Source organism: Jiangella ureilytica, from assembly GCF_004348545.1.
In the GTDB taxonomy this organism is placed as follows: Bacteria; Actinomycetota; Actinomycetes; order Jiangellales; family Jiangellaceae; genus Jiangella; species Jiangella ureilytica.
Map to the genome: position 1 here is coordinate 1 of NZ_SMKL01000100.1, position 17,619 is coordinate 17,619.

Genomic DNA, 17,619 nt, shown 5'->3' on the forward strand with positions numbered 1-17,619 from the left:
ATCACGCCGCGCCTCGACCGCCATCCGGATCGCCCGCTCCCGCAACTCCTCCGGATACTTCCTCGGTGCCACCATGACTCCCATCCTCCCTGGGATTGAGAGCCTCCATCAGACCGAGGGCGAGACACACCCCGACGGCGCGCAAGCACAGAGCGCGCGGACTTGAGGGCACACCGCGCGGCTCAAGAACGGGCAGCAGCGGGACGGGGGAATCCAGCGCAATCCCACGCCCCCGGCTAGGGAGTTCCTGACGCATCCTCGGCGGCGCGGCGCGGCCCGCATCCACCGTCCGTCGGACACCCCTAGCGCGGCAGCCCCTCGACGTACGCGGTGAAGCGGCGCAGGGCGAACGCCAGCCCGACGCGCACCAGCGGCCGCGCCGCCGGCCAGCCCACCCGGCCGACCACGCCGAACGGCAGGTCCAGCCGCTCCTCCCATACGACCTCGCAGGTCGCGGCGTCGAGCGGACGCACCGCGAAGATGCCCGGCCCGCGCACCAGGCGCCCGGTGTGCAGCACCTCGCACCGCAGCGGCGGCTCCCAGGCCGTCACGACCATGGTGTCGAGGAAGCCGGCCCGCCGCACCCCGGTCCACGCCTCCAGCCGCGCGCCCACCTCGTGACCGTTGCCGGGGCCCACGACCCGGACCCGGGTGAGCGGCATCCAGGCGCCCTGGCCCGGCCAGTCGGTCAGGACGCGCCACGCGACGTCGGCCGGGGCGGCGACTCGTCGCGCGACCCGGACGTCGGCGCTCATCGTCAGTGCTCGTCGGCGGCGGGGCGGCGCCGGGGCAGCGGCTCGGCGCTGGGAACGCGGGCCTCGAGGTCGGCGATGCGGCGGTCGCGGCGGTGCAGCTCGCGGCCCAGCCGGTCGAGGACGGTGTCGACCTGGTCCATGCGATACCCGCGCTGGACCACCGAGAACCGCAGCTCTTCGAGGTCGGCCGGTTCGACGCCGTCGTCGGGCAGCAGTCGCGCCTCGGCCTCGGGCGTCTCGGGCTGGAGCAGATCGCCACGCCCCAGCACGAGCAGCACCGCGACGAACAGTACGGCGGCGCCCACGGCGACGAAGACGACGAACACGCCTCAAGGGTGCCACGTCCGGCGTTCCACCTCCGCGCCGCGCCCGGCGACACGGCGTGCGAGGCTTACGGACACCCGATCACCGCCGACCCGAAGGAGCCTTCGTGGGTGTCCTCCGCCTGGGCCGCTCGACGTTCCCGCCCGGCCGGTTCGCCGTCATGGCGATCGTGAACCGCACCCCCGACTCGTTCTACGACCAGGGCGCGACGTTCGCGTTCGAGCAGGCGTGGCGCCGGGTCGAGCAGGTGGTGGCCGAGGGGGCGGACATCATCGACGTCGGCGGGGTGAAGGCCGGCGTGGGCGAGCCGGTCAGCGAGGACGAGGAGATCGACCGCGTCGCCGGCCTGGTCAGCGCGATCCGCGAGACGTACCCGCAGGTCGTCGTCAGCGTCGACACCTACCGCGCTCGCACGGCCGACGCGCTGTGCGCGGCCGGCGCGGACCTGGTCAACGACACCTGGGCCGGCGCCGACCCCGACGTCGCCGCCGTCGCCGCCCGGCACGGCGCCGGCCTGGTCTGCAGCCACACCGGCGGCATGCTCCCGCGGACGCTTCCGCACCGGGTCGGCTACGACGACGTGGTCGCCGACGTCCTCGCGCACACCGTCGGCCTGGCCGAGCGGGCCGCGGAGCTGGGCGTGCCCCGCGAGGGCATCGTCATCGACCCCACCCACGACTTCGGCAAGAACACGTTCCACTCGCTCGAGCTGACCCGCCGCCTCGACGAGCTGGTCGCGACCGGCTGGCCGGTGCTGGTCAGTCTGTCCCGCAAGGACTTCGTCGGCGAGACGCTGGACCTCCCCGTCGACGAGCGACTGCTCGGCACGCTGGCGGCCACCGCGGTCTCCGCCTGGCACGGCGCCCGGGTGTTCCGCGCCCACGACGTCGCCGCCACCCGGCAGGTGCTCGACATGGTGGCCTCGATCCAGGGTGGCCGCCCGCCCGCGGCCCCCCTGCGGGGCCTCACCTGAGGCCTCAGGCCACCTCAGTCCCGGATCCGGCTACCTCAGGCCCTCCCAGAGGCCCCTCAGCCGTCGAGTAAGGCACCTTCCACCTGCGTAGATGCGGCAGTCACCCCATGTGGCGACCACCCCTTACGGACCAGACTCTTCAGTGTCAGAAGACGAAGGTCACGAAGAGAGGTCCGGTCATGAACAGCACGTACACCGCCCAGCTCATGCACGAGGAGCGCGCGGGCCGGCTGCAGGCCGAGGCCGACGCCGATCGGCTCGCCCGCATCGCCCGCCGTGCCGCGAAGAGTTCGGCCCGACGGTCAGGCTCGTCCGGCCCGTCGTGGGTGGTCCGGCACCTGCCCGGCCGCCACGCGGCCTGATCCCAGCCACCCACCGCGGCCCCGGTGTCCTCCCCTCCGGACACCGGGGCCGCTCCATGCCCGCCCCTCTCCGGCGTCGATCGTGGAGTAACCGCGGAATCGATCGGGCATTTCGCCCTCCAGCTCCGCCGTTACTCCAAGATCGACTCCGGCGGAGCGGAGGGGCGCCGCGAAACCGATGTGCCCGCACCCGCCCCGGCGTAGCAGGATGGACACCGTGGCGTTGGCAGCGACGAGTCCCGCGATGGTCGGGCGCATGAGCCAGCTCGACGGACTGCGGTCCGCGCTGGCCGCGGCGACCAGCGGCGTCCCCGCGACCGTCGTCCTGGGCGGCGAGGCGGGTGTCGGCAAGACCCGCCTCGTCACGGAGTTCGCGGCCGAGGCGGAGCGCCACGGCGCCCGGGTCGTCGTCGGGCAGTGCGTCAACCTCGGTGGCGAGGGGCTGGCCTACGCCCCCATCGCCGGCGCGCTGCGCGAGCTCGCCGGGCAGCTCGGCACGACCGCCCTGCTGACCGCCGCCGGTCCCGGCCGTGCCGCCCTGCGCAGCCTGCTCCCCGAGCTCCCCCGCGACGACGCCGACCCGCCCGTCGCCGGCACCAGCCAGGGCCGGGTGTTCGAGGCCGTCACCGCCCTGCTCGAGCACGTCGCCGCCGACCGGCCGCTGGTCCTGGTGCTCGAGGACCTGCACTGGGCCGACCGCTCCACCCGCCAGCTGCTCGGGTTCGCCGTCCGGGCCCTCGGCACCGCGCGCGTGCTGATCGTCGGCACCTACCGCAGCGACGAGGTCACCCGCGACCATCCGCTGCGCATCCTGCTGGCCGAGCTCGAGCGGGTCCGGACGGTGCACCGCATCGACGTGCCGCGGCTCACCGAGGCCGAAGTCGCCCTGCAGCTCACCGGGCTGGCCGGCGCGCCGCCCGCCGCCGACGCCGTGCGGCGCATCCACGCCCGCAGCGAGGGCGTGCCGTTCTTCGTCGAGCAGCTGGCCGACCTCGACGACGGCACGACGCTGCCGGAGTCGCTACGCGACCTGCTGCTGATCCGGGTCGAGCAGCTCTCCGAAGAGTCGCAGCGACTGGTCAGGCTGCTCGCCGTCGGCCGCGACAGCGTCGACCACGACCTGCTGGCCGCCGTCGCCGCCGTCGGGCCGGACGACCTCGACCGCACCCTGCGCGAGGCGGTGTCGGCGAACGTGCTGCGCGTCGACGGCGAGGGCTACGCGTTCCGCCACGCGCTGGTCCGCGAGGCCGTCCACGAGGACCTGCTGCCCGGCGAGCACGCGCGGCTGCACGCGCTCTACGCCGGCACGCTGGAGCGTCGGCTCGAGTCCGGCGTGCCCGGCCGCGCGGTCACCGCCGAGGCCGCCCATCACTGGTTCTGCGCCCACGAGCACGCGAAGTCGTTCGCCGCCTCCCTGCGGGCCGCGGCCGAGGCGCGCTCGCTGGCGGCCTACGACGAGGCGCAGCACCACTACGAGCGGGCGCTGGAGCTGTGGGACCAGGTGCCCGAGCCCGAGACGACGGCAGGCTTCGACCACGCCGAGCTGCTGGCCCGCACCGCCGCGGCCGCCAACAACGCCGGCGAGGTCGAGCGCGCCCTCGCGTTGGTCGACGCGTCGCTGGCCGAGGCGCGAGCGGCCGCGAGCACCGTCGAGGCGCATCGGGTGGCAAGGCTGCTCGGCTTCCGCGGCACGCTGCTGAGCGAGCTGGGGCTGGCCGGCGCCACCGAGGAGGTCGGGCGGGCGCTGGAGCTGATCCCGGCCGACCCGCCCACGCCGCGGCGGGCCCGGCTGCTGCAGAAGTACGTCTCGCGGCTGATGATGGACGGCCGCCACGACGAGGCCATCGCGCTGTCCGCCGAGGCCGCGGCGCTGGCTCACGAGACCGCCGAGACCGAGTCGGAGTTCCGGGCGTACGTGGTGCTCGGACCATGCCTGCTGCACTCGGGGCGGGTCGACGAGGGCCTCGAGGCGCTGCGCACGGCACAACGGCTCGCCGGCGATCGGCCCGAGTGGCTGGTCGGCTACCACATCAACATGTCCGACTCGCTGCACCTGCTCGGCCGGTACGCCGAGGCCGCAGAGGTCGCCCGCGAGGGCATCGACGGCGCCCGCGCCGTCGGGCTGGCCCGCACGCTCGGCACCATGATGGCCGGCAACGCCGCCGAGCCGCTGCTCGCGCTGGGACACTGGGAGAAGGCCGAGCGCATGATCATGCGCGCACTCGAGCTCGATCCGCCCGGCCGGCACGTCTGGCAGCTGGTCGGGCTGCGGTCCTGGCTGGAGCTGTGGCGGGGCGACGTCGAGGCGGCGTCACGCTCGGTCGCGGAGATGCGCGAGCGACTGGCCGGCCGCGAGCCGGGGCCGCAGTACGTGCTGCCGGCCGCACGCGCCGGCGCCGAGGCGGCACTCGGCCGCGGCGAGCCCGGTGTCGCCTGGGAGCTGATCCGCGCCACCATGGACGACCTGCGGGGGCGACACCCGGGCTACGAGCTGCCGCTGCTCGCGGCGGCCGCCTGGGCGCTGGAGGCGCGGTCGCGCGACCTCCGGGGCGACGACGGCGGCAGCGGCGGTCCCGCTCGCGACGGTCTCGAGGCCGACGCCGGCTGGCTGCGCGACCGGCTGGCGCCGATCGCCGCCTGGGGCCCGGGGCCGGTGTGGGCGCCTGTCATCGAGGCGCACCTCGCCGGTCTCGGCGGGCCCGCACCCGAGGCCTGGCAGCGGGCGCTCGATGCGGTCGAGTCGGCCGAGGGACCGGTGCACCTGCGCCCGTTCACCGGCTACCGGCTCGGCGAGGCGCACGTCCTGCTCGGCGACCGCTCAGCCGCCGAGGAGCCGCTGCGCCGGGCCGCGGAGCAGGCCGACTCGCTCGGCGCCGGGCTGGTGCGGCGGTGGATCGACGACCTCGTGCGCCGCGCCCGGCTGGGGCTGCCGCCGTCGCCGTCGGGCCGCCCGGGTAGCGCGACCGGCACGTTCCCGGCGCTGACCGAGCGCGAGCGCGAGGTGCTGCGGCTGGTGGCGGCCGGGCGCAGCAACCGGCAGATCGGCGAGGAGCTCTTCATCAGCGCCAAGACCGCCAGCGTGCACGTGTCGAACATCCTGACCAAGCTGGGGGTGTCGGGCCGCGGTGAGGCCGCGGCCCTCGCCCACCGCGAACACCTGCTCGACGAAGCGGCGCCGCGTCCGACCGGCTGAAAGGCGCCCGAGAGCGCGACCAGGGCTCACCAGGCGGACCCACGGCGCCACCAAGGCGCGTCAGTTGACCGGTCCGCCGGTGCGGAGGTTGTCGGAGTCGGCCAGCTCGCCCGGCGGCCGGTGCAGGCGGCGGTTGACCAGCCAGGTCACGAACCAGAGCACGACGCCGATGGCCAGCAGGATGCCGGCGATGCGGTACTGCTCGTTGTCGCGGCCGGTGAGCGGGGTGGCGAGGTAGGCGCAGGTGATGGCGCCGATGATCGGGATGATCGTCGGCGTGCGGAAGTGCTTGTGCTCGACCGGGTTGCGCCGCAGCACCAGCACGGCCACGTTGACGACCGAGAAGACGGCGAGCAGCAGCAGCGCCGTCGTGCCGCCCAGTGCCGGCACCTCGCCGACGAACGTGATGAGGCCGGCCGCCAGCACCGTCGTGAAGATGATCGCCACCCAGGGCGTGCGCCGCCCCGGGTGCACCCGGCCCAGCGGCCCGGGCAGCACGCGTTCACGGCTCATGCCGTAGACCAGGCGGCTGGCCATGAGCATGTTGATCAGCGCGGAGTTGGCGACCGCGAACATCGTGATGAACGCGAAGATCTTCAACGGGAAGCCCGGTGCACCGGCCTCGACGACCTGGAGCAGCGGGGTGTCGCCCTCGCCGAGCTGGTCGACCGGGACCAGCGCCACCGAGGAGATGGCGACCAGCACGTAGATGGTGCCGGTGATGATCAGACCGGACAGCATGACCTTGGGGAAGATGCGGACCGGCTCCTTGCACTCCTCGGCCATGTTGACGGAGTCCTCGAACCCGACCATGGCGAAGAACGCCAGCGCGGTCGCGGCCGTGACCGCCCCGAAGACGCCCTGGCCCTGCGTGTCGAACTCGGTGACGCGGGACAGGTCGGCCTCGCCGCCGCCGATGGCCCACAGGCCGATCATGATGATGATCAGCAGGCCGGTCAGCTCGACGCAGGTGAGCACGACGTTGGCCTTGACGCTCTCGCCGACTCCGCGGAAGTTCACCGCGGCCACCAGCAGGATGAACAGCAGCGCGACGCCGGTGATGCCGATGCCGGTGCTCAGCTCGACGTCGAACGCCTCGGACAGGTTCGACGCGAACGCGCGCGACGCCGTCGACGCCGAGGTGATGCCCGAGCACATGACCGTGAACGCGACGATGAACGTCACGAAGTGGACGCCGAACGCCTTGTGCGTGTAGAGCGCGGCGCCGGCCGCCTGCGGGTACTTCGTCACCAGCTCGAGGTAGCTGAAGGCGGTGAGGATGGCCACGACGAACGCGACCAGAAAAGGCAGCCAGGCCGCTCCGCCCACCTCGGCGGCCACCTGGCCGGTCAGTGCGTAGACACCGGTGCCGAGGATGTCGCCGACGACGAACAACAGCAGCAGGCTCGGCCCCATGACCCTTTTCAGGCTGGGTTGTTCCGCGGGCTGGCGAGGGGCCTCTCCGGTCTGCACGGGCGCATCTGCCATGTGCCGCCTCCAATCGTTGCCTTGGTCTATCGCTTGGAGGGTGCGAGACGCAAGCAACGACGCCGCCCGGAGCGGCACCGTTCGGGTGAATTCCGGCGCTATTCGCGACCGGCCGCGTGGCGCAACGCTTCGGCTTTGGCCAGCGCGGACATCACCTCGTCGAGCTCGTCGGTGATGGTGAGGAGGTCGATGTCGACCGCCGAGATCTTCTTGTCCGCGACCAGCGTGTCACGAAGCCAGTCGACGAGCCCTTTCCAGTAGCTCGTGCCGACCAGGATGATGGGAAAAGCGGTCACCTTGTGCGTCTGTACGAGCGTCATGGCCTCGAACAGCTCGTCGAGGGTGCCGTACCCACCGGGAAATACGACGAACCCCTGCGCGTACTTGACGAACATCGTCTTGCGGGCGAAGAAGTAGCGGAAGTTGATGGCGAGGTCGACGTAGTCGTTGATGCCCTGCTCGAACGGCAGCTCGATGCCGAGCCCGACGGAGGTGCCGCCGGCCTCGTGGGCGCCCTTGTTGGCGGCCTCCATGATGCCGGGACCGCCGCCGGTGATGACGGCGTAGTCGGCGCCCACCAGCCGCTTCCCCAGGTCGACGGCCAGCTCGTAGTACGGGTCGTCGGGCAGCGTGCGGGCCGAGCCGAAGACACTGATGGCCGGGCCGAGCTCGGCCAGCGCGCCGAAGCCCTCGATGAACTCGGCCTGGATGCGCAGCACCCGCCAGGGATCGGTGTGCACCCAGTCGGTGGGGCCGGCGGTGTCGAGCAGTCGCTGGTCAGTGGTCGTCACGTCGTACTGCTTCCCTCGCTTGATCACCGGCCCGGCGTGCTTCTCCGCGGGCCGCCCGGACTCCTCGTATGGCATCATCAGCGACACCACGCCGATCGGGCCACGCACCCCGTGCTCACTCGCACCAGTCCCTCCGGCTCTCGACCCACGACTCATGAGAGCCTCCGGCCCCCGTTCCTCGCCGGTATGCGCGGCCCTCCACTGGGGCCAGGCTAATGGGCCCCGAGCCAGGCCCGCAGCCGCTCCTCGCAGACGTCGATCTCGGCCACGTGGACCCGCTCGTCGTCGGCGTGCGCCAGCTGCGGGTCGCCGGGACCGTAGTTGACGGCGGGAACGCCGAGCGCGTCGAACCGGGCGACGTCGGTCCAGCCGACCTTGGCCCGCGGCTCGCCGCCGACCGCCGCCACGAAGGCGGCCGCGACGGGCCGGTCGAGACCGGGCCGGGCGCCGGGCGCGGTGTCGAGCAGCCGCACCTCGTAGCCGTCGAACACCCGCCGCACGTGGTCGAGCGCCTGCGCCTCGGACTTCTCGGGCGCGAAGCGGTAGTTGACGGTGACCTCGCAGCGGTCGGGGATGACGTTGCCGGCGATGCCGCCGCTGATGCCGACCGCGTTGAGCCCCTCGCGGTAGTCGAGGCCGTCGACGGTGACCGTGGCCGGCTCGTAGCCGGCCAGCCGCTGCAGCACCGGCCCGGCGGCGTGGATGGCGTTGCGGCCCATCCACCAGCGGGCGCTGTGCGCGGCGGTGCCGGTGAGGTCGACGGCGACCCGCAGCGTGCCGTTGCAGCCGCCCTCGACCGCGGCCGAGGTGGGTTCCATGAGCACGGCGAAGTCAGCGGCCAGCCAGCCGGGGTGGCGCCCGGCGATGCGACCGAGGCCGTTGCGCTCGGCCTCGACCTCTTCGTTGTCATAGAAGACGTAGGTGACGTCGCTGGCGGGGGCCGGCACGTGCGCGGCCAGCCGCAGCGCGACCGCGACGCCGCCCTTCATGTCGACGGTGCCGCGGCCCCACAGCACGCCGTCGTCGAGCCGGGTGGGGAGGTTGGCCGCCACCGGCACGGTGTCGAGGTGCCCGGCCAGCACGACCCGCGACGGCCGCCCCAGAGACGTGCGGGCGACGACGGCGTCGCCGTCGCGGTCGACGCTCAGGTGCCCGACCGCGCGCAGTGCGGCCTCGACGGCGTCGGCCAGCGGCCCCTCGTGGCCGCTGGGCGAGGCGAGGTCGCACAGCTGCGCCGTCAGCTCCGGCGCCGGGAGGTCGAGATCGAGAAGAGTGCCCACGGCGGCACCCTACGACCGAGGCGCGAAGGCGCAGAACTCGTTGCCCTCGGGGTCGGCCATGACGGTCCAGGAGATGTCGCCGCCGGGCTCGCGCAGGACGGTGGCGCCACGCTCGGTGAGCGCCCGGACGTCGGCGACGACGTCCCAATGGACGCGGTTCTTCACGGTCTTGGGCTCGGGCACCGGGACGAAGCACAGGTAGTCGAACGGCACCCGGCCGCCACCTTCGAGCGCGGCGTGGTGCGTCTTGGGGTCGCCCTCGGGCGCGAGCCCCAGCAGCTCGCCCCACCAGGCGGCCTGGGCGTGCGGGTCGGCACAGTCGATCACGACCTCGTAGAGCCGGCCCGGCAGCGGGGCGCGGTTCGGGCGGAGGAACGCACAGAACTCGCCGCCGCCGGGGTCGGCCATGACGAACCAGTGGATCTCGTCGTCGGGCTCGCGCAGGACCGTGGCGCCCAGGGACAGCAGGCCGTCGAGGTCGCCCACCTCGACGTCGAGGTGCACGCGGTTCTTGGCCGTCTTGGCCTCGGGCACGGCGTCGACCCAGACGTGCGCGCCTTCTTCTTCGCCGAGCAGGTGCGTAGGATCGTCTGGGTCTGGCCGGCGGTCGAGCGCCGCCGCCCAGAACTCGGCGAGTCGGGGCTGGTCGCTGGCGTCGAGGCAGAGCGCCTGCCAGGTGACGAGGGGCGAGGTCTGGCTCATGCGGCAACGCTAGCCGAGGGCACCGACACCCTGACCGCGCGAGTACCCGACCTGGTGGACCCCACTCCTCATGAGCTCCCTGCCGGCCGCTCCCCCCGACGACCAGCACCTGTGGTCGCGGGCGCGCGAGGGCGACCCGGCCGCGTTCGGTGAGCTGTTCACCCGGCACTCGACGGTGGTCTACACCTACTGCTTCCGGCTCACCGGCAGCTGGAAGACCGCCGAGGACCTCACGTCGGTCGTCTTCCTCGAGGCCTGGCGCAGACGCGAGGACGTCACCGACGGCGCGGGCTTCGTACCGTGGCTGCTCGGCCTGGCGTCCAAGGTGGCCCGCAACAGCACCCGCGCCGTCCGGCGGCACCGCCGGCTGCTCGCCAAGCTGCCGCCCGCGGTCATCGCGGGCGGCGCCGCCGACGCCGTCCCGCACACCAACGGCACCGGCCCGGCCACGGCCCCCGACGACGACGGCCGGTCCGACGACGAGCGGCGCATGAAACAGATCCTGCGGGTCTTCCGGCGGCTGCCGAAGCAGGAGCAGGAGGTGCTCGCGCTGTGCGTCTGGGGCGAGCGCACCTACGCCGAGGCCGCCGTCGCCCTCGGCATCCCCGTCGGTACCGTACGCTCGCGCCTGGCGCGGGCCCGAGCTCACATGGAGCGGCTCACCGAGGCCGCCGCCACCAAGTCCGCGGAGCCGCGATCCGGCCCGCGACCTGAAGGAGCGCACCACTCATGAGTTCCACCGGCATGAACCTCGACTTCGAGCTGCCCGCGCGGCGCGAGCTGCCGGCCGAGCGCCGCGACGCCATCCGGCGCCTGCTCGAGGACACCGTCGCCGGCGAGGTGTCCGCGCGGCGGCTCCCGCGGCCGCGCCGACGGCCGCGGCTGCGGCTGGCGCTCTGGCCGGGAGCCGGCCTCGCGACGGCGGCCGCTGCCGCCGCGGCGGTGCTCGTGGTGGGCACCCTCGGCGGCGGTGGTGACGAGGTCGCGCACGCGGCCACGCCGCCGGTGCTCGCGGCCGAACTGGCCCGGGGGGTGCCTGCCGACGCGGAGCTGCAGGCGCTGGCGACCCTGGCCTCCAGCGCGCCGCAGGAGTACGCGGCCACCGAGGCGACGGTGTCGACGGAGAGCTGGGTGATGTCGGTGACGGAGACGGCGACCGGCGGCGCACCCGCCGAGGGCGCCGCCGCGAGCCTGTCCATCGGCACGGCCGGCGTCACGACGGCGGTCGTCCCGGTGCTGCGCGAGCAGCGGTTCCTTGCCGACGGGTCGGTGCACGTGCGCGAGACCCACGGCGAGGCGCGGTACCCGACGGCGGAGTGGGACGAGTCCCATGCCGCTGCCGCGGGCTCGGTCCTGCTCGACGAGACGTTCCCCGCCGGCGCACTCGCATCGTCCTACCCGTCTCCGCTGGCCACCGACCCCACGGCGCTGCGCGAGCAGTTACTGGCCGTGTGGCCGCAGGCCGAGGATCCGGCCGCGGCACTGTTCCGGGCGCTGCACGAGGTGAGCTCCACCCGTCCGGTCGACGCGTCGGTGCAGGCGGCGGCGCTGACCATGCTGGCGCGCGAGCCCGGCGTCGTGGCTCTGGGCGAGACCACCGACCGCAGCGGCCGCGCCGCGCTCGCGTTCGGCGCCGACAGCGCCGACACCGGCCTGGACACCCGCTATGTGCTCATGGTCGATCCGGCGACGGGGCGCATGCTCGGCTACGAGGAGGTGCTCACCGGCGACACCGGCGCACTGGACCTCGAGACGCCCTCGGTCGTCGCCTACACCGTCTTCCGGTGAGACGGCATCAGGCACTGGTACAGGTCCAGTAGCCCATGCGGTTGTCGGCGGAGGCACCGACATAGGTGTCGCTGGCGCCCGGGACCATGGTCCAGAGCCGTGAGCCGCCCACGGAGTCGTAGGCATGGATGTTGCGGCTGGAGTGCCGGTTGACCCAGGACGACGCGGTGTTGTCGAACCCGTACGAGCTGGCGTAGGCCGAGCACGTGCTGGAGAACTGGTAGCGCGCGCCGTCGAAGTTCGACGCCGTGTAGAAGCAGTAGTAGCCCGAGGGGCACGTCGACGCGCTGCCTCGTGCGGCCACGTCGCCTCGCGGCTGTGCCTCGGCCACCAGTCCGAGCGCCTCGACCGCCTCGGGCCGGACGCCCTCGCCGAGCCCGGCCGGCGCGGCGTCCTCTCCGGGGCTGGGCCAGACCACGATGACCGCGCCGTCGCCCCAGGCCATGGCGTTGTCGGAGACCTGGACGCCGCCCGGCTGCCGCTCGAGCGCGGCCGCCATCTCGGCCGCGAGCGGGCCGGTGGGCGCGTCGTCCGCCGTGTCGCCGCCGTAGGCGCCGCCCGCGGCCGCCAGCACCGTCGTCGCGACCCCTGCGAGCGTGGCGACCAGCCGTCGTCCCGTCATGCGGCCTCCTGGGGTTCGTCGTCGCGGCGTTCCGTAGGCTGGCCCTCATGACCGACGAGCGACGGGCATGGGGTCTCGGCCTGGCCACGATAGCCGCAAACGGAACGATCTTGGATGTTTGGTACCCATCGCCGGCTCTCGGCAAACCGCCTGTCTCGTCCAATGACGCCCATCTCGAGCTGCGCGATCTCGAGAGCGAGGACCGCGATCGCGGGGTGCGCCGGGCCGTCGTCGAGACCCTCGCCGACCTCGACGCGCCACCCGCCGACGCCCAGGACGCCTATCTCCGGCTGCACCTGCTGTCGCATCGGCTGGTCCGGCCGCACGGGGTGAACCTCGACGGCGTGTTCGGTGCGCTCAGCAACGTCGTCTGGACCAACCACGGACCGTGTGCGGTCGACGGCTTCGAGCGCACGCGGGTGCGGCTGCAGCGCCGCGGATCGGTCACCGTCTACGGCATCGACAAGTTCCCGCGCATGGTCGACTACGTCGTGCCGGCGGGGGTGCGCATCGCCGACGGCGACCGCGTGCGACTGGGCGCCCACCTGGCCGCGGGCACCACCGTCATGCACGAGGGCTTCGTCAACTTCAACGCCGGCACGCTGGGTTCGTCCATGGTCGAGGGCCGCATCTCGGCCGGGGTCGTGGTCGGCGACGGCTCCGACGTCGGCGGCGGCGCGTCAATCATGGGGACGCTGTCGGGCGGCGGCAAAGAGACCATCACCGTCGGGCAGGGCTGCCTCATCGGCGCCAACGCCGGCATCGGCATCTCGCTCGGCGACGGCTGCGTGGTCGAGGCCGGCTGCTACATCACCGCCGGCACCAAGGTCGGGCTGCCCGACGGCCGTGTCGTCAAGGCGGCGGAGCTGTCCGGCCGCGACGGCCTGCTGTTCCGCCGCAACAGCGTCACCGGCGCCGTCGAGGCGCTGGCCCGGTCCGGCGACTGGGGCGGGCTGAACGCCGTCCTGCACGCGAACTGACCACGCCCGGACCCCCAGGAACCCCCGGCCCGGCCACGGACGTTCTTCCGATCAAATGAGCCGCACCGCCCGCCTCACGGCGACCATGGGAACCATACTCGCCCTCGGCGGGTGCATCGCCGCGCTGCTCATCTGGTGGGTGGGCGGCGACGACAACCCGCTGCGGTTCCAGCGCAACGACTGCCGGGCCGTGGTCGACGGCCGCACGGTCGCGCTGAGCCCGGAGCAGGCCCGGCACGCCGCCACCATCGCCGCCGTCGCCGTGGAGCGCGGGCTGCCGGCCCGGGCCGTCACCATCGCGCTGGCCACGGCGTACCAGGAGTCCGACATCTACAACGTCGACTACGGCGACCGCGACTCCCTGGGCCTGTTCCAGCAGCGCCCGTCGCAGGGCTGGGGCACCCCTGAGCAGGTGCAGGACCCGGTCTACGCCGCCGGCGCGTTCTACGACGCCCTGGTCCGCATTCCCGACTACCGCGACCTCGAGATCACCGTCGCCGCCCAAGAGGTGCAGCGCAGCGCCTACCCCGACGCCTACGCCGACCACGAGGACGATGCACGGGTGCTGGCGTCGGCGCTCACCGGCAACTCCGAGGCGGCGTTCTCGTGCGCGTACGAGAACGCCGACCACGCGGCACAGACCATGGGCGACGACGGCCTCACCGACCGCGCCCGCGCCGTCCGCGACGAGCTGACCGGCACGTTCGGCGGCCTCGACATCGGCGGCTTCCAGCCCGGCGGCATCGACTCCGGGCACATCGAGGGCTCGGCGCACTACGACGGCCGCGCGATCGACGTCATGTTCGAGCCGTACGACGACGCCGACGTCAACCGGCGCGGCTGGGCGGTCGCCCACTGGGCCGCCGCGAACGCCCAGGAGCTGGGCATCGCGACCATCATCTACGACGACCGGATATGGTCGGCCCGCCGGTCCGACGAAGGGTGGCGCGCCTACACCCACCCGTCCGGTGACACCACGAACGTCACGCTGCGCCACCTGGACCACGTCCACATCGACGTCGCTGAGGGGTCCTGAGAATGACGGGCAGTCCGGGTGGCGTCGTCGCCACCCCACACACACTGAGCACGCGCGCCGGCGTGCAGATCCTGCAGGCCGGTGGCAACGCCGTCGACGCCGCCATCGCCGCCTGCGCGGTGCAGGGCGTGGTCGCGCCCGAGACCTGCGGCATCGGCGGCGACCTGTTCGCGCTGGTGCACCGGCCGGGCGACGCCGCGCCGCTGACGCTGAACGCGTCGGGGCGCGCGGGCTCCGGCGTCGACGCCGCGGCGCTGCGGGCGGCCGGGCACCACGAGATCCCGCGCGGCGACGCCGGGGCCATCCCGGTGCCGGGCTGCGTCGACGGCTGGGCGGAGCTGTCGTCGCGGCTGGGCCGGCTGGGGCTGGCGGCGTCGCTCGCGCCCGCGATCCGGCTCGCCGACGAGGGCTTCCCGGCCAGCGACGACCTGGTGGCGGCGTTCCGCGCCAACGCGGCGGAGCTGGCCGGCGCCGAGGCCGCGCGGCCCATGCTGGCCGCGCGGGGTGCGGGCTCGACGGTGGTCCGCCCTCAGCTCGCGGCCACGCTGCGGCTCGTGGCCGAGGGCGGCCGGGCGGCGTTCTACGAGGGGACGCCCGGCCGGGCCGTCACCGAGGCCGTCGGCGGCGCCATCACGGCCGACGACCTGCGGCGCAGCCAGGCCGACTGGGTCGAGCCGCTGTCGGCCGACGTGTGGGGCGCCACCGGCTGGACCGTCCCGCCGAACTCGCAGGGCTATCTGGCCGTCGGCGCCTGCGCCGTGCTGGAGCGGCTCGGCTGGACCGACGATCCCGGCGACCCGCAGTCGTGGCACCTGCAGATCGAGGCGCACCGCGCACTGGCCGCCGAGCGCGACTCCGTCGTCGTCGACCCCGACCGAATGCCGGTCGACGCCGGCCGGCTGCTCGACCCGGCCCGGCTCGACGCCGTCGCCGCCTCCGTCGACCCCGCCGCCGCCCGCGACCGTCACCCCGCGGCCCTGGCGGCGGGCGGGACGGCGTACCTGTGCGTGGTCGACGGCGCGGGCATGGGCGTCTCGCTCATCCAGTCCAACTTCCACGGCATCGGGTCGCTGGTCGGCGCCGGGTCGGCGGGGTTCCTGCTGCACGACCGCGGCCGCGGCTTCACGCTGGTCGAGGGCCACCCCGGCGAGCTGGCGCCCGGGCGGCGCCCGCTGCACACGCTGTCGCCGACGCTCTGGACCCGCGGCTCGCGGCTGGCGATGATCCTGGGCACCCGCGGCGGCCACGTGCAGCCGCAGCTGGTCCAGCAGGTCGCGACGTTCGTGCTGGGCGCGGGGCTGGACCCCGACGAGGCCCAGGCCCGGCCGCGGTGGACCGTCGAGCCCGCCCCCGGGGCGCTGGGGATGCCGGCGCCGTCCGGCTCGCGAGTGCGGGTCGAGCCCGACGTCCCCGCCCGCGTCGTCGACGGCCTGCGCCGGCGCGGCCACCGGGTCACACCCGTCGAAGGGCCGCAGTCCGGCTGGGGGCCGGTCTCGGTCATCCGGATCGACGACCGCGCCGGCTGGCGGCTGTCCGCACGCGACCCCCGGGTCGCCACGACGGCGGTCGCGACGGCCTGACCCGCCCGTAAGGTTAGGGAGATCATGACCACCCCCACGCCACCGCCGCCGCCCCCGCCGTCGCAGCCGCCGCCGGGTGCCGGCTCGCGGACCGCGGTCTGGCAGATCGCCACCGCCGTGGCCCTGGCGGTCGGCCTCATCCTGGCCGGCGTCGTCTACGTCGTCATGGACCAGCGTGCCGACGACCTGCGGGCCGAGCGCGACGACGCCCGCCGGCAGCTCGCCGAGGCGCAGGAGGAGTCCTCGTCGGGCCTGGGCGGGCTCGAGGACCTCTTGGGCGGCGAGGGCGGCCTCGAGGACCTGCTCGGCGGCGAGGGCGGCCTCGAGGACCTGCTGGGCGAGCTCGGCGGCATGGGCGACGTCGACCCCATCCTGTTCGAGTGCCTCGGCGCCGGTGGCATGGGTCTCGGCGGAGGTGACGGCTCGATCCCCGACGGCGACATCGAGACGCAGGTCGCCGCCGTCGCGCAGATCGTCGAGGACGAGCGCGGGCTGCCCGCCGGCGACGACATCGACATCGAGTTCGTCAGCCTCGACGAGGTGCGGCGGCGCGCCGTCGAGATCACCCGCGACGAGCTCGACCCCGAGCGGGCCGCCGTCGACTCGCGGCTGCTGGCCGCGCTCGGCGCCGTCGAGCCCGGGACGGACCTCGCGCAGGCGCAGCTCGACGCCCTCGACGCCGGGGTCGGCGGCTTCTACGACCCCGAGACGAAGGCGCTGGTCATCGGGTCCGAGGAGATGGACGGCATGGGCGCGCTCATCACGGCGCACGAGCTCGTGCACGCGCAGGCCGACGCCGCCCTGGGGCTGCCGGACCAAGAGGCCATCGCGCAGGAGTCCGGCTCCGACGCCGCCTATGCCGCGCTCAACGCGACCGAGGGCGACGCGTCGCTGTACAGCCAGCAGTTCGTCGGGCAGCATCTGCCGCTCGAGGACCTGCTCGCGCTGCAGGAGCTGTCCGGGCAGACCACCGCCGACCTCGACGCGCTGCCGCACTTCATCTCCCGCCAGCTGGAGTTCCCCTACGTCGAGGGCATGACGTTCACCTGCGACGTCTTCCTCGACGGCGGCTGGGAGGGCGTCGACAGCACGTACACCGACGTCCCGACGACGACGGCGCAGGTCCTCTTCCCCGACCGCTACTACTCCATGGAGGGGGCGGTCGACGTCCGCGACCCCGCCGGCCCGGGCGAGGCGTGGCAGGAGCTGCGGTCGGACACCTTCGGCGCCGCCGACCTGCTGTTCCTGCTCGAGGCCCCGGGCGACGACGAGGCCGCGGCGCTGTCGGAGCCGAAGGACCGGGTCGCGGCCTGGGCCGGCGGCGAGGTCACCGTCTGGGGCGACGGCGACCGGACGGCGCTCGCGCTGGTGCTCGCCGACCGCGGCGACGAGGGTGCGACACCGCTGTGCGAGACCGTCACCGACTTCTACGCCGCCGCCTTCCCCGACGCGCAGGCCGCCGACGAGGGCGGCCGGACGGTGTTCGCCGGCACCGAGCAGTCCGCGGTCGTCGCGTGCTCCGGCTCCGAGATCGCGCTGGGCATCGGCCCGGACGTCCCGGCCGCGACGGCCGCCATCAGCTGACCCGCACCGGAATGACGCTTCTATGTCAAGCGGTTGGCTGGTGGCAGGTCAGCGGTGGGATGTCGCGGCGGAGCGTGCGGTGGATGACGTCGGTGAGGTGGCGTTTGAGCACGCGCATGGCGCCGCGTTTGCCTTTGTTGTCGAGGTGTTTGGCGATCAGG

General features: G+C 74.0%; 16 protein-coding genes. 9 read left to right on the top strand and 7 right to left on the bottom strand.

What is annotated here, in order from left to right:
* Positions 1 to 302 precede the first annotated feature (302 nt).
* Both E1212_RS27025 and E1212_RS27030 read right to left on the bottom strand, forming a co-directional pair.
* On the bottom strand, positions 303 to 755 hold the full coding sequence (locus E1212_RS27025) for an SRPBCC family protein (RefSeq protein ID WP_131988298.1): 453 nt from the start codon (positions 753 to 755) through the stop codon (positions 303 to 305).
* 2 nt (positions 756 to 757) lie between these two features.
* Positions 758 to 1,081: a DivIVA domain-containing protein gene (locus tag E1212_RS27030; RefSeq protein ID WP_131988300.1), complete on the bottom strand. Its 324-nt coding sequence runs from the start codon at positions 1,079 to 1,081 to the stop codon at positions 758 to 760.
* A gap of 158 nt (positions 1,082 to 1,239) precedes the next feature.
* On the opposite strand from E1212_RS27030, the gene folP reads away from it, so the two are divergent.
* From folP to E1212_RS30875, 3 genes are all read left to right on the top strand, one after another.
* Positions 1,240 to 2,052 carry a dihydropteroate synthase gene (gene folP / locus E1212_RS27035; protein WP_131988326.1) on the top strand — a complete coding sequence of 271 codons (813 nt, stop codon included), beginning with the start codon at positions 1,240 to 1,242 and terminating at the stop codon, positions 2,050 to 2,052.
* Positions 2,053 to 2,231: 179 nt separating this feature from the next.
* Complete coding sequence (locus E1212_RS27040; protein WP_131988302.1) at positions 2,232 to 2,414, top strand: hypothetical protein; 183 nt, start codon at positions 2,232 to 2,234, stop codon at positions 2,412 to 2,414.
* A gap of 256 nt (positions 2,415 to 2,670) precedes the next feature.
* On the top strand, positions 2,671 to 5,607 hold the full coding sequence (locus E1212_RS30875; RefSeq protein ID WP_162605653.1) for a helix-turn-helix transcriptional regulator: 2,937 nt from the start codon (positions 2,671 to 2,673) through the stop codon (positions 5,605 to 5,607).
* A 60-nt stretch (positions 5,608 to 5,667) separates the two neighbouring features.
* On the opposite strand, the gene E1212_RS27050 is transcribed toward E1212_RS30875, so the two are convergent.
* The 4 genes from E1212_RS27050 to E1212_RS27065 form a co-directional block, all read right to left on the bottom strand.
* Entirely contained in the window at positions 5,668 to 7,095 is a 1,428-nt protein-coding gene (locus tag E1212_RS27050; protein WP_203417300.1) for an APC family permease, read from the bottom strand.
* A 98-nt stretch (positions 7,096 to 7,193) separates the two neighbouring features.
* The gene (locus E1212_RS27055) at positions 7,194 to 7,964 is read right to left on the bottom strand and encodes an LOG family protein (RefSeq protein ID WP_131988308.1); all 771 of its coding nucleotides are present in this window, start codon (positions 7,962 to 7,964) and stop codon (positions 7,194 to 7,196) included.
* 134 nt (positions 7,965 to 8,098) lie between these two features.
* Positions 8,099 to 9,166, bottom strand: a complete 1,068-nt coding sequence (gene dapE, locus E1212_RS27060; protein WP_131988310.1) for a succinyl-diaminopimelate desuccinylase — start codon at positions 9,164 to 9,166, stop codon at positions 8,099 to 8,101.
* Between the two features lie 9 nt (positions 9,167 to 9,175).
* Positions 9,176 to 9,868, bottom strand: a complete 693-nt coding sequence (locus tag E1212_RS27065; RefSeq protein ID WP_131988312.1) for a VOC family protein — start codon at positions 9,866 to 9,868, stop codon at positions 9,176 to 9,178.
* A gap of 70 nt (positions 9,869 to 9,938) precedes the next feature.
* On the opposite strand from E1212_RS27065, the gene E1212_RS27070 reads away from it, so the two are divergent.
* Both E1212_RS27070 and E1212_RS27075 read left to right on the top strand, forming a co-directional pair.
* The gene (locus E1212_RS27070; protein ID WP_131988314.1) at positions 9,939 to 10,601 is read left to right on the top strand and encodes an RNA polymerase sigma factor; all 663 of its coding nucleotides are present in this window, start codon (positions 9,939 to 9,941) and stop codon (positions 10,599 to 10,601) included.
* Positions 10,598 to 11,656 carry a CU044_5270 family protein gene (locus tag E1212_RS27075; RefSeq protein ID WP_131988316.1) on the top strand — a complete coding sequence of 353 codons (1,059 nt, stop codon included), beginning with the start codon at positions 10,598 to 10,600 and terminating at the stop codon, positions 11,654 to 11,656. The genes E1212_RS27070 and E1212_RS27075 overlap by 4 nt, the downstream gene beginning before the upstream one ends.
* A 7-nt stretch (positions 11,657 to 11,663) precedes the next feature.
* On the opposite strand, the gene E1212_RS27080 is transcribed toward E1212_RS27075, so the two are convergent.
* A complete protein-coding gene (locus tag E1212_RS27080) occupies positions 11,664 to 12,278 on the bottom strand; it encodes a peptidase inhibitor family I36 protein (RefSeq protein ID WP_131988318.1) in 615 nt (204 codons plus the stop codon).
* Between the two features lie 47 nt (positions 12,279 to 12,325).
* Here E1212_RS27080 and dapD point away from each other — a divergent pair, with 47 nt between their 5' ends.
* From dapD to E1212_RS27100, 4 genes are read left to right on the top strand one after another with little or no spacing between them, the layout of a single operon-like run.
* Entirely contained in the window at positions 12,326 to 13,258 is a 933-nt protein-coding gene (gene dapD / locus E1212_RS27085) for a 2,3,4,5-tetrahydropyridine-2,6-dicarboxylate N-succinyltransferase (RefSeq protein ID WP_131988320.1), read from the top strand.
* Between the two features lie 55 nt (positions 13,259 to 13,313).
* Complete coding sequence (locus E1212_RS27090) at positions 13,314 to 14,294, top strand: VldE C-terminal domain-containing protein (protein WP_203417302.1); 981 nt, start codon at positions 13,314 to 13,316, stop codon at positions 14,292 to 14,294.
* Between the two features lie 2 nt (positions 14,295 to 14,296).
* Positions 14,297 to 15,874: a gamma-glutamyltransferase family protein gene (locus E1212_RS27095; protein WP_131988322.1), complete on the top strand. Its 1,578-nt coding sequence runs from the start codon at positions 14,297 to 14,299 to the stop codon at positions 15,872 to 15,874.
* 24 nt (positions 15,875 to 15,898) lie between these two features.
* Entirely contained in the window at positions 15,899 to 17,458 is a 1,560-nt protein-coding gene (locus E1212_RS27100) for a hypothetical protein (protein ID WP_131988324.1), read from the top strand.
* The last annotated feature ends 161 nt before the right edge of the window (positions 17,459 to 17,619 follow it).

Excerpts from the sequence above, each read along its gene's own strand:
- E1212_RS27025 (WP_131988298.1), bottom strand. The coding sequence starts at position 755 with ATGAGCGCCGACGTCCGGGTCGCGCGACGAGTCGCCGCCCCGGCCGAC.
- folP (WP_131988326.1), top strand. The coding sequence starts at position 1,240 with ATGGCGATCGTGAACCGCACCCCCGACTCGTTCTACGACCAGGGCGCG.
- E1212_RS27040 (WP_131988302.1), top strand. The coding sequence starts at position 2,232 with ATGAACAGCACGTACACCGCCCAGCTCATGCACGAGGAGCGCGCGGGC.
- E1212_RS30875 (WP_162605653.1), top strand. The coding sequence starts at position 2,671 with ATGAGCCAGCTCGACGGACTGCGGTCCGCGCTGGCCGCGGCGACCAGC.
- E1212_RS27050 (WP_203417300.1), bottom strand. The coding sequence starts at position 7,095 with ATGGCAGATGCGCCCGTGCAGACCGGAGAGGCCCCTCGCCAGCCCGCG.
- E1212_RS27055 (WP_131988308.1), bottom strand. The coding sequence starts at position 7,964 with ATGATGCCATACGAGGAGTCCGGGCGGCCCGCGGAGAAGCACGCCGGG.
- E1212_RS27065 (WP_131988312.1), bottom strand. The coding sequence starts at position 9,868 with ATGAGCCAGACCTCGCCCCTCGTCACCTGGCAGGCGCTCTGCCTCGAC.
- E1212_RS27070 (WP_131988314.1), top strand. The coding sequence starts at position 9,939 with ATGAGCTCCCTGCCGGCCGCTCCCCCCGACGACCAGCACCTGTGGTCG.
- E1212_RS27075 (WP_131988316.1), top strand. The coding sequence starts at position 10,598 with ATGAGTTCCACCGGCATGAACCTCGACTTCGAGCTGCCCGCGCGGCGC.
- E1212_RS27080 (WP_131988318.1), bottom strand. The coding sequence starts at position 12,278 with ATGACGGGACGACGGCTGGTCGCCACGCTCGCAGGGGTCGCGACGACG.
- dapD (WP_131988320.1), top strand. The coding sequence starts at position 12,326 with ATGACCGACGAGCGACGGGCATGGGGTCTCGGCCTGGCCACGATAGCC.
- E1212_RS27090 (WP_203417302.1), top strand. The coding sequence starts at position 13,314 with ATGAGCCGCACCGCCCGCCTCACGGCGACCATGGGAACCATACTCGCC.
- E1212_RS27095 (WP_131988322.1), top strand. The coding sequence starts at position 14,297 with ATGACGGGCAGTCCGGGTGGCGTCGTCGCCACCCCACACACACTGAGC.
- E1212_RS27100 (WP_131988324.1), top strand. The coding sequence starts at position 15,899 with ATGACCACCCCCACGCCACCGCCGCCGCCCCCGCCGTCGCAGCCGCCG.